We start from the raw sequence: 11,218 nt of genomic DNA, 5'->3' as shown, positions 1-11,218 counted from the left end.
TTTTACTTTTTGCTGATATAGCACCATATCGGATAGTGGTCGGAATCTTTAATAGACCTGTCTACCGTACAATTGTAGGTTTTCATGTTTTTGCTGGTAAGTATATTATCGATCCGGAAATAGAATTTATTTTGGTTATAAGATATTCCCAGTCCGCAACCGGATGCAACAAAAGCATCTACTAACCCATTTGATATAATCCGATGGGTGTATGATACAGGCGTATCGTTAAAGTCGCCACATACAACGATGTGTTTGTTGCCCGAATTTTTTACAGCCTGCGCTACGGCTTTTGCCTGTGGAGCCCTTAAAGCCTGTGCTTCGCCAAGCTTTCTTACCAAGTGAATGGCTCCGCTTTTCACCTTATCTACCTCGGGCGATTTAAGCATACCTTCGTACACTTTCTTATCTTCGAGCGTGAGTTTGTTCGATTCCAGATGGTTGTTGATTACAGTTACCGTATCATTTCCAATCTTAATATTGTAAACAACCGAGCCGTTATGGTTGCTTTCGTAATTCAGCCTTTGTGCCGATAGAATAGGATATTTTGAATAACAGGCGATGTAATTACCGCTAAATTTGTTACCAACCTGATGAATGTTTTTATGGGGATACATGGCAAGTTCGGTATCGATATCTTTTTGAGTAACATATTTGCTGTTAGTATGAATGTACTCTTGCATACAAACAATATCGGCCCCACTGTTTTTAATGTACTGTAAGATGGCATTTTTTCCATCTACCTTCTTTTTGGTAGCCATGCCCATTACGTTATACGAAAGGAATTTAATGTGGTTGGGCGGAATGTTTTTTTTCTTTGTTTTAAAGTTTATAGGAAAAGATGTGCCTATTTGAGGTATGCAAAGCAGAAATGCTATAAAAGGAATAATAGCGAGTTTGTAAGAAATAACCAACCAAGCTATAAGAAAGCAAAAATTAATAAAAAGGAATACAGGAAACACCATTCCGAAACATGCACGAATGGGATGATCTTCCGGATTGAAATGTGGACTGTATGCCGAGAACAGCATCAAGCCCATAAATACAAGGTTTATAACAAGCAGTGTTGCTACTGCCAGTTTTCCTATGCGTTTCATTTTTATTTCTTGCTTGCGTCGAACAAGCTCTTTTTTTCTTCGGCAGTTAAACTGTTGTAGCCCGATCTTTTTAATTTATCTAATATGCGGTCAATCTCATCGGATTGAGCCTTTTTGTTTGCATTATAGTCATAATCTTTATCCCGGCTGGTTTTGCTTACTTTCATTTTAGCCCTCTTCCTGTCGGCCCGCTGTTTTTTGCTAAACAGGGAAGAGAACCAGTCTAAAGTGCCATTTATCCAAGCTGTTATATCCAAGCCTTTATTTAATCCTGCCGCAAATCCTACCCCGGCAAGTGCACCACCAATATGAGCAATGTGCCCGCCTGCGTTACCAGATGTCATCAGCAATAAATCGGATAAAACAACAACAATTGCCAGATACTTTAGTGGGATAGCTCCGAAAAACAACAGACGGATAGGATAGTTGGGCTCTCGGTAGGCTGCAGCAGCAACTATGGCCAGTATCGAGGCAGAAGCACCTACCATAACCGACAAATGAACCACATTGGCAAAATAGGGAAATATGTTATAAGACAATATGTAGAGTAAGCCACCACAAATTCCTCCCAGAATGTATATTCCCCGTAAATGCTTACTCGAGAAAATGTTCATAAAAATAGAACCGAACCAATATAGCCATAACATATTGAACAATACATGGAATATATTGGCATGCATAAACATATACGTAATCAGTGACCAGGGTTGGTGTATAAACCGTTCTACCGAAGCTGGTAACTCAAACCATCCCAGTATTGGGTCAAAGCTCCGGTTAAAGAGCCGAAAGAAGATTGATAATAAAGATGTAAAAAGAAACACAGCCACATTTATATAAATGAGCTGTATGTATATAGTTCCCCTTTTGAAGTTATTTTTAATATTGGTTATCATGTCCATAATTGTTCTTCTTTTTTTTCCAATACATAATAAGAATAAACCCAAAGATCATACCACCAAGGTGTGCAAAATGAGCTACATTATCTCCTGGCCTGTTTGATAAACCGGATATAAGTTCGAGTAATGCATATCCAACAACAAAATATTTAGCCTTGATAGGGAAAGGGATAGGTATTATAAACAAATGCTGATTAGGAAATAGCATACCAAATCCTAGCAGAATAGCATAAACAGCCCCCGAGGCTCCAACCGTAACCATCAGGTTGAGATATTCTTGCATAGGTATAATGCCCGAACCGGTATTTACACTGGTGTATGCCGATAGTACTGTTTCAAAATGTATGTATTGTACAATCTCTTGCACAATGCCTGCTCCCATGCCACAAATAATATAATAAAAAAGAAATTTGCGAGGTCCCCAATACTGCTCTAAAATCCTTCCAAACATCCACACGGCAAACATATTGAAGAAAATATGTGTTATATCCGCATGCATAAACATATAAGTAAATAATTGGTAAACATGGAAATTATCTGCCATGAAGAAGTGAAGCCCAAGGATGCTGCTTAGGTCAATACCATATTTTTCAGCTACAACTGTTGCAAAAAAGAAAAGAACGTTTATTATTAGTAGGTTTTTAGTAACCGCAGGCATTGTATTCATAGAACATTATTGTTTCTAAATTTGTTTATTGTCGAAACAAAAATACGAATAAATTCTGTTCAAGTACTGAAAAACTGTTCCGTATTTATTCTTTTTCAATATTATGAAATTATTTTTTAATAAATAATTTGATCTTTTGTTTTGATCTTCTATATTTGTGTTAGGGTTTTCTGAAAGTCATTTTAACATATAACATTTTATTAATCAATTAGTACGTATTATGAATAAAGCAGAATTAATTGAAGCTATGGCTCAGCAAAGTGGGCTTAGCAAGGGCGATGCAAAAAAAGCATTGGAAGCGTTTACAAGTATTGTATCGGATACTCTAAAAAAAGGTGACAAGGTTGGATTAGTTGGATTCGGAACTTTTACTGTTGTGCTAAGAAATGAAAGAGCAGGTATTAATCCAACCACGCAAGCCCGGATACAGATTCCGGCAAAAAATGTAGTAAAATTCAAACCAGGAATGGAATTAGCAACTGCTGTAGAATAAGTACTTCATTGTGAAATATATGGAAAGGGGGTGTTTTTGCCTCCTTTTTTTATATCTTTGCGGCAGTTAAATAGGTACGAGTATGAATATTGAGAAAAAACTTGAACTAGCTGTTTATAACGGTATAAACGAGTTATACGGCCAGGAAGTATCTGCCGGGCAAATACAATTGCAGAAAACAAAAAAAGAATTTGATGGACATCTAACACTTGTTGTGTTCCCATTTCTTAAAATATCGCGAAAAAGCCCTGAGCAAACCGCACAGGAAATTGGCGAATATCTGAAACAAAATGAACCGGCAGTTGAATCATTCAATGTCATAAAAGGATTCCTGAACCTGACTATTGCTTCGGGTACATGGATTGAATTATTGAATAAGGTTCATGCAGATAATAACTACGGTATTACCGAGGCAAATAACGACTCGCCACTGGTAATGATTGAATACTCTTCGCCAAATACCAATAAGCCTCTTCACCTGGGGCATGTACGCAATAATCTTTTGGGTAATGCTTTGGCAAATGTAATTGCTGCCAACGGAAACAGGGTTGTTAAAACAAATATAGTAAACGACCGTGGTATTCATATCTGCAAATCAATGCTTGCCTGGAAAAAGTACGGTAGAAACGAAACACCGGAATCATCGGGCAAGAAAGGCGATCACTTGGTGGGCGACTACTATGTAGTGTTCGACAAACGATACAAAGCAGAGATTGCCGAATTTATGGAAAGAGGCATGACGAAGGAGGAAGCAGAAACAGCATCGCCCATGATGAACGAAGCACGCGAAATGCTTGTTAAGTGGGAAGCCGGCGATCCGGAAGTACGTGCACTATGGTCTATGATGAACGGTTGGGTATACGAAGGATTTGATGAAACATATAAAAAGCTGGGTGTAAGCTTCGATAAAATATATTACGAATCGGAAACCTATCTGGAAGGTAAAGATAAGGTGCTGGAAGGATTAGAGAAAGGAGTTTTCTACAAAAAAGAAGATGCTTCGGTATGGGCCGACCTTACCGGCGAAGGGCTCGACCATAAATTGTTGCTCCGCTCAGATGGTACTTCGGTTTACATGACTCAGGATATTGGTACTGCCAAACTACGCTTTGATGATTATCCGATCAACAAAATGGTGTATGTGGTAGGTAATGAGCAGAACTACCATTTCCAAGTGTTGTCTATTCTATTAGATAAGCTTGGCTTTGAATGGGGAAAAGGACTGGTTCATTTCTCTTACGGTATGGTAGAACTTCCGGAAGGTAAAATGAAATCGCGCGAAGGAACCGTGGTTGATGCCGATGACCTGATTGAAGACATGATCGAAACAGCTCGTGAAACATCGCAGGAGTTAGGCAAGCTTGATGGTTGCTCGGAAGAGGAGGCTAACAACATTGCCCGTATTGTTGGTCTTGGAGCATTAAAATACTTCATACTGAAAGTTGATGCCCGCAAGAATATGACTTTCAACCCCAAAGAATCGATAGACTTTAACGGTAATACCGGTCCGTTTATTCAATATACATATGCACGTATTCAATCGGTATTGCGCAAAGCTGCCGAAGCCGGAATAGAGATTCCTGCCGAATTACCTACGGATTTGGTATTGAATGAAAAGGAAAAGAACCTGATTCAACTAACAGCCGACTTTACCAACATTGTAAAACAAGCAGGAGATGACTATAGCCCTTCTATTATTGCTAATTATGTATATGATCTGGTGAAAGAGTATAACCAGTTCTACCATGATTTCAGTATTCTCAAAGAAGAGAACGAGCAGGTAAAATTATTCCGTGTAGCTTTATCGGCTAATATAGCCAAGGTTGTTCGTTTAGGAATGGGATTGCTGGGTATTGAAGTTCCTGATCGCATGTAATAATAATGTGCCAATATGCTAATGTGCCAATGTGCCAATTGCTATGCAGATACGCATGGTAATTGGCACATTGGCATATTAGCATATTGGCATATTGGCACATTAAAAAAACTGTCCGGTTACCAAACAGGAGTGAGAAAGATTCTGTTTGTAACCGGACAGGTTCCCTAGTAAATTAAAATTTTAAGTATTTATTAACCAGATTACTGTAATCGGAAAACTACCGGAACGGTATATTTCACTCTTACAGCCTTGTTTCTTTGCATGCCCGGACTCCATTTGGGCATGGCTCTAATAACCCTGATTGCTTCCTTATCAAGATAAGGGTCAACACTTCGGACTACTTGAATGTCACTGATAGACCCATCTTTATCAACAACAAATTGCGTGATAACTTTTCCTTGCGTACCGGTTTCGATAGCAACTGTTGGGTATTTGATACTCTTGTTCAGGTATTCAAATAAAGCAGCAGTACCACCGGGAAATTCCGGCATTTTTTCCGCAATCGCAAAGATTTCGGTTTCGTCAACCTTTTCTTCCTCTTCCTCAATAAGGATAGGAACATACTTAATGTCAACAACCTGACCTAAATCTTCAGGACTTTCCATATAAATATCGTCAACCTCTTCGGTTCCTTCTACTATATGTAATTCTTCCACTACTGCCGGAGCAGGGGGTGGCGGTTTGGGCGGTTCGGGATAAGTTACTGGTAACAATGTCAATTCAAAAGTGGGATCATTCGCTAATGATGCTGTTTCATATTTCTTATCGTATTCAGTCCACTCGAATGCGATAAACATGAAAGCAAGCACAATCATAAGCCCCATTGAGAACCAAGTGCCTTTACGGCTCTCGAGATCTACTTTGTTCGATTTCTTAATTTCCATGATAAAAGTTTTTAGAAATGAATATTTAGGGAACGTATATCATTAAAAACTATTTCTCATGTGCTTAGCTTCGATGGTAAATATATGTATTAACTAAATTAGTTGTTTCTTTTTGAATGATTCTTTAAGGATTGCGCTACCTTTTTTTCTTATTTTAAGGAATAAGCCAAAGCATACATTCTCATCTGCTTAACCATTGACAATAGCCCATTGCTACGGGTTGGCGACAGATGTTCTTTCAATCCTATTTTATCAATAAAATAAAGATCGGCATTTAGTATTTCATTGGGGGTATGCCCGGATAGTACTTTGATTAACAAAGCAATAATACCTTTTACAATAAGGGCGTCGCTTTCGGCATTGAAAATAACTTTGCCATCAACATAGTCTGCCTGCAACCATACCCGGCTTTGACAGCCTTCAATCAGGTTCTGATCGGTTTTGTATTGTTCGTCAAGGGGTGCCTGTTCGTTTCCCAAGTCTATTAATAGCTGGTAGCGGTCCATCCAGTCATCAAAATCACCGAATTCGGTAATTATCTCGTCTTGTATTTCGTTTATTGAATTCATATAATGAGTAATAATTTATCTGCCAATATAATCATACTTTATGAATGCTACAACATTTTAGTTGGTTTTCGCAAATAAGCACTAGTCTTAAAAAAAATCCCCCACCACTTTTGCGGCGAGGGATTTGTTGATATTAGTCTTTCTGTTTTGCTTTGATAAAGTGACGGTTGTTTTTTTATATTCGAATGGACATAAATTATTTCAGCCTAATACATTTATTGCATATTTTTGCTTCATGAACAAAGGAGAAATTATAATTTATCAAACTCCAGATGGAAATACACAGCTGGATGTTAAGTTAGATGGTGAAACTGTATGGATTAACCGCCAACAGATGGCAGAGTTATTTGACAGAGATGTCAAAACTATCGGAAAGCATATAAAGAATGCACTACAGGAGGAATTAAATGAAATTCCAACTGTCGCAAATTTTGCGACAGTTCAAAAAGAGGGCAAAAGGCTCGTTGAAAGACAAGTTGAATATTACAACCTTGATATGATTATATCCATAGGTTACCGGGTAAAATCAAACCGGGGTGTTCAATTTCGTATTTGGGCAAATAAAATTCTGAAAGATTATTTAATAAAAGGGTTTGCTGTTAACCAACAAGCCAAAGTTGATCAACTACAACAAGCTTTGTCTTCAATAAAAGTACTTACTGAAATAGCTACCAGAAGTGAAAATACAATAGAACAGGCAAAAGATATATTGCAGGTAATTAAAGATTTTACATATGCTTTAGATACCTTGGATAGATATGACTATCAGACCCTGGAAGCAAATAATACCACCCAGGAAGAAACTTTTAGGGCAACCTATGATAATGCTATTGAAGCAATAAAGATACTTCGTGAAAAATTTGGTAGCGGAGGATTTGCCAACGAAAAAGATCAATCATTCAAGAGTTCAATCAATACTATATATCAAACATTTGGAGGAGAGGATTTATATCCCAGTATTGAAGAAAAGGCCGCAATGTTACTATATCTTGTTGTTAAAAACCATTCGTTCAGCGATGGTAATAAACGGATAGCTGCTTTTTTATTCCTTTGGTTTTTAGATAGCAATAACATTTTATATAAAAAATCCCCCACCACTTTTGCGGCGAGGGATTTGCTGATATTAATCAAACTAAAACTATTAGTCTTTCAGTTTTGCTTTGATAAAGTGACGGTTCAAACGAGCAATATGGCTGATTGAAATGCTCTTCGGACATTCTGCTTCGCAGGCTCTTGTATTGGTACAGTTACCAAATCCTAGTTCGTCCATTTTAGAAAGCATTGCTTTAGCACGGCGATCGGCCTCTACCTTACCTTGTGGAAGGATGTTCAGCTGGCTAACTTTAGCCGATACGAACAACATAGCCGACCCATTTTTACATGCAGCAACACAAGCACCACAACCTACACAAGCAGCTGCGTCCATTGCTTCTTCGGCAACATCCTTTGGTATAAGGATTGCGTTAGCATCTTGAGGAGCACCGGTGTTTACATTTACATAACCACCTGCCTGCATAATTTTATCGAAGGCACTTCTGTCTACCATCAAGTCGCGGATAACCGGGAACCCAGCCGAACGCCATGGCTCAACAGTAATTGTTTCGCCATCTTTGAACTTACGCATGTATATCTGACAGGTTGTTACACCAGATGATGGTCCGTGTGGATGTCCGTTAACATAAAGCGAACACATACCGCAGATACCTTCGCGACAGTCGTGGTCGAATACAATAGGTTCTTCGCCCTTGTTTACTAACTCTTCATTTAATATGTCGAACATTTCCAGAAATGAAGTATCACCTGGAATATCTTTCATCTTATACTCAACAAATTGTCCTTTAGCTTTAGGGTTTCTTTGACGCCAAACCCTCAGCGTGAAGCTTATATTCTTTTCCATTATGCTTTGTAATTACGGGTTTGTACTTTAGTAAATTCGTAGTTCAACGGCTCCTTAATTAATTCGGGTTCTTTGTCTTCGCCGGTGTACTTCCAACAAGCTACATACGAGTAGTTTTCGTCATCGCGAAGAGCTTCTCCTTCAGGAGTTTGGTATTCTTCACGGAAGTGTCCACCACACGATTCGTTACGATTAAGACCATCAAGAGCCATTAACATACCTACTTCAATAAAGTCGTCCAGACGTAATGCCTTTTCGAGTTCAATGTTCAGGTCGTCTATTTCACCCGGAATACGTACATTGCTCCAGAAATCTTTCTTCACTTCCTGAATTTCTTTCAGAGCTTTTGTTAATGATTCCTTTGTACGAGCCATACCAACTAGTTCCCACATTACATGGCCAAGTTTTTTATGGATCGAATCAACAGAATGCTGTCCTTTGATAGCCATCAGTTTTTCCATCTTGTCGTAGATTGCTTTTTCGGCAGCTGCGAATTCGGGCAAATCTGTTGAGAATCGTGGAACCTGAATCTGGTCTGACAAATAGTTCTGAATGGTGTAAGGAAGAACAAAATATCCATCGGCTAATCCTTGCATCAAAGCCGAAGCTCCCAAACGGTTAGCACCGTGATCGGAGAAGTTGGCTTCACCAATTGCAAACAGACCCGGAACTGATGTCATCAGTTCATAGTCAACCCAGATACCACCCATTGTATAGTGGATAGCAGGGAATATCATCATTGGGGTTTTGTATGGATCATCGTCGGAGATTTCTTCATACATATCGAATAAGTTACCATAACGTTCGCGAACAACATCTTTTCCTAAACGTTCGATAGCATATTTAAAGTCAAGGAATACGGCAAGTCCTGTGTTGTTTACACCAAAACCGGCATCGCAACGTTCTTTTGCAGCGCGCGAAGCAACGTCACGTGGAACAAGGTTACCGAATGCAGGATAGCGGCGTTCCAGATAGAAGTCGCGGTCTTCGTCGGGGATATCGGTTGCTTTCTTGGTTCCTGCCTGTAATGCTTTGGCATCTTCTATTTTCTTTGGTACCCAGATGCGGCCGTCGTTACGAAGTGATTCGGACATCAAAGTAAGTTTTGATTGCTGATCACCGTGTACAGGAACACAGGTTGGGTGAATCTGCGCAAATGCAGGATTAGCAAAGTAAGCACCTTTTTTGTAGCATTGAATAGCTGCCGATCCGTTCGAGCCCATTGCATTGGTTGAAAGGAAGAATGCGTTTCCGTATCCACCAGTACCAATTACTACTGCGTGGGCAGAGAAGCGTTCAATTTTACCATTCACCAGGTTACGGGCAATGATACCACGGGCACGACCGTCGATAACAACTAGATCGAGCATTTCGTAACGAGTGTACAGTTTTACGTTTCCTTTGTGTACCTGACGGCTCAATGCCGAGTAAGCACCTAACAACAACTGCTGTCCGGTTTGACCACGGGCATAGAATGTACGTGATACCTGAGCACCACCAAAAGAGCGGTTATCGAGTGTACCACCGTAATCGCGTGCAAAAGGAACACCTTGTGCAACACATTGGTCGATGATGGCATTCGATACTTCGGCCAAACGGTAAACGTTGGCTTCGCGTGCACGATAGTCACCACCTTTAATAGTATCATAGAAAAGACGATAAACAGAGTCACCGTCGTTTTGGTAATTCTTAGCAGCATTGATACCACCTTGTGCAGCAATTGAGTGAGCACGACGTGGTGAATCCTGGATACAGAAATTGAAAACTCTGAATCCCATTTCGCCAAGTGAAGCAGCAGCCGACGCACCCGCCAGACCGGTTCCAACAACAATAATATCTAAACGACGCTTATTGGCAGGATTTACAAGTTTTTGATGAGCTTTATAGTTACTCCATTTCTCGGCCAATTGGCCTTCAGGAATTTTAGAATCTATCTTAGTCATGTTATTTACAATTTTACGATTTACAATTTACGATTACCAAGCCAAAGCAACATTGCCGTTTATTAGCGCACATAAGAAATACACTACAACAACAGAAGCAAATCCTAATATAAGGATGGTTGAGTAAACATTAGATGTAATTCTCCAACGTTCAAACCATACTTTGCTATTCCAGCCAAGCGTTTGTAAAGCACTCCAAAAACCATGGTTCAGGTGGAACCAAAGAGCAACTAACCAAATTACATAAAGAGCAACGTATACTGGGTTGCTAAATGTGTAACGAATAAATCCTGCACCATCGGTAGGGGCTATTCCACCATTTTCAACGGCAGTGTGAATACCCTGAAGTTCCGAGAACTGCATTTTGAACCAGAAGTTAAAAAGGTGTAGTAGTAAACCTACAACAACAATAAATCCTAGTACAAGCATGTTTTGCGATGCCCACTCTACTTTCTTTGGGCGTGCTGTTACTGCATAGCGTTCGTTTCCGCGTGCTGTGCGGTTTTGCAATGTAAGCCAAATTGCATAGATAAAGTGAAGCACAACAAGACCGGCTAAGGCAACAGTAGCCACCAGCGCATACCAGTTTGCTCCCAACATTTCGCAAATCCAGTTGTAACCTTTTGGACTAATAATTGCAACGAGGTTCATCGCCATGTGAAAGGTTAGAAAAAGGACAAGTGCGATACCAGTGATACTCATCACCACTTTCCTTCCCACAGATGAATTAATTAACCACATAAATGATCGTTTTTAAATTATTTAATTGTTAGAACTATAAATTTTTTACGTACACCTAATTATGCGCAAAAGTACAGGAAATAGATATATTAAACAAAGGATTAAAGAAATATTTCTTTAATAAAGTCAGGGTTAATTATAATAAGCCATCA

General features: G+C 39.3%; 11 protein-coding genes. 3 read left to right on the top strand and 8 right to left on the bottom strand.

All coding sequences use genetic code 11. From position 1 onward, the window contains the following. Positions 1-2 precede the first annotated feature (2 nt). Genes D0T85_RS05575 through D0T85_RS05565 form a run of 3 tightly spaced genes read right to left on the bottom strand, consistent with a single transcriptional unit; the run spans position 3 to position 2,660 of the window. Positions 3-1,097, bottom strand: coding sequence for an endonuclease/exonuclease/phosphatase family protein (locus D0T85_RS05575; protein WP_163211069.1), 1,095 nt, complete (start codon positions 1,095-1,097; stop codon positions 3-5). 2 nt (positions 1,098-1,099) lie between these two features. Next, positions 1,100-1,999, bottom strand: coding sequence for a rhomboid family intramembrane serine protease (locus D0T85_RS05570; RefSeq protein ID WP_163211385.1), 900 nt, complete (start codon positions 1,997-1,999; stop codon positions 1,100-1,102). Further along, entirely contained in the window at positions 1,974-2,660 is a 687-nt protein-coding gene (locus D0T85_RS05565; protein WP_163211067.1) for a rhomboid family intramembrane serine protease, read from the bottom strand. The genes D0T85_RS05570 and D0T85_RS05565 overlap by 26 nt, the downstream gene beginning before the upstream one ends. A 220-nt stretch (positions 2,661-2,880) precedes the next feature. On the opposite strand from D0T85_RS05565, the gene D0T85_RS05560 reads away from it, so the two are divergent. Continuing rightward, the gene (locus D0T85_RS05560; protein ID WP_163211065.1) at positions 2,881-3,153 is read left to right on the top strand and encodes an HU family DNA-binding protein; all 273 of its coding nucleotides are present in this window, start codon (positions 2,881-2,883) and stop codon (positions 3,151-3,153) included. Positions 3,154-3,235: 82 nt separating this feature from the next. Beyond that, positions 3,236-5,029: an arginine--tRNA ligase gene (argS, locus tag D0T85_RS05555; protein WP_163211063.1), complete on the top strand. Its 1,794-nt coding sequence runs from the start codon at positions 3,236-3,238 to the stop codon at positions 5,027-5,029. A 203-nt stretch (positions 5,030-5,232) separates the two neighbouring features. Here argS and D0T85_RS05550 read toward each other — a convergent pair whose 3' ends face one another. Together D0T85_RS05550 and D0T85_RS05545 are read right to left on the bottom strand one after the other, a co-directional pair. Continuing rightward, the gene (locus D0T85_RS05550; RefSeq protein WP_163211061.1) at positions 5,233-5,916 is read right to left on the bottom strand and encodes an energy transducer TonB; all 684 of its coding nucleotides are present in this window, start codon (positions 5,914-5,916) and stop codon (positions 5,233-5,235) included. 149 nt (positions 5,917-6,065) lie between these two features. Continuing rightward, on the bottom strand, positions 6,066-6,485 hold the full coding sequence (locus tag D0T85_RS05545) for a SufE family protein (RefSeq protein WP_163211059.1): 420 nt from the start codon (positions 6,483-6,485) through the stop codon (positions 6,066-6,068). 235 nt (positions 6,486-6,720) lie between these two features. Here D0T85_RS05545 and rhuM point away from each other — a divergent pair, with 235 nt between their 5' ends. Continuing rightward, positions 6,721-7,686, top strand: coding sequence for a Fic family protein (rhuM, locus tag D0T85_RS05540; RefSeq protein ID WP_163211057.1), 966 nt, complete (start codon positions 6,721-6,723; stop codon positions 7,684-7,686). On the opposite strand, the gene D0T85_RS05535 is transcribed toward rhuM, so the two are convergent. The 3 genes from D0T85_RS05535 to D0T85_RS05525 are packed head-to-tail and all read right to left on the bottom strand — an operon-like array spanning position 7,627 to position 11,066. Next, entirely contained in the window at positions 7,627-8,382 is a 756-nt protein-coding gene (locus tag D0T85_RS05535) for a succinate dehydrogenase/fumarate reductase iron-sulfur subunit (RefSeq protein WP_163211055.1), read from the bottom strand. The two genes, rhuM and D0T85_RS05535, sit on opposite strands and share 60 nt — an antisense overlap. Next, positions 8,382-10,325: a fumarate reductase/succinate dehydrogenase flavoprotein subunit gene (locus D0T85_RS05530; RefSeq protein WP_163211053.1), complete on the bottom strand. Its 1,944-nt coding sequence runs from the start codon at positions 10,323-10,325 to the stop codon at positions 8,382-8,384. Before D0T85_RS05530 ends, D0T85_RS05535 begins: the two co-directional genes overlap by 1 nt. 33 nt (positions 10,326-10,358) lie before the next feature. Next, positions 10,359-11,066 (bottom strand): succinate dehydrogenase/fumarate reductase cytochrome b subunit, encoded by a 708-nt coding sequence (locus tag D0T85_RS05525; RefSeq protein ID WP_163211051.1) that lies wholly within the window; start codon positions 11,064-11,066, stop codon positions 10,359-10,361. Positions 11,067-11,218 lie beyond the last annotated feature (152 nt).

The sequence above is a fragment of the Bacteroides sp. 519 genome (genome assembly GCF_010500955.1).
In the GTDB taxonomy this organism is placed as follows: Bacteria; Bacteroidota; Bacteroidia; order Bacteroidales; family Bacteroidaceae; genus Bacteroides.
Note: the sequence above shows the minus strand (reverse complement) of the source record. Positions and strands in the feature narration are given on the sequence as shown.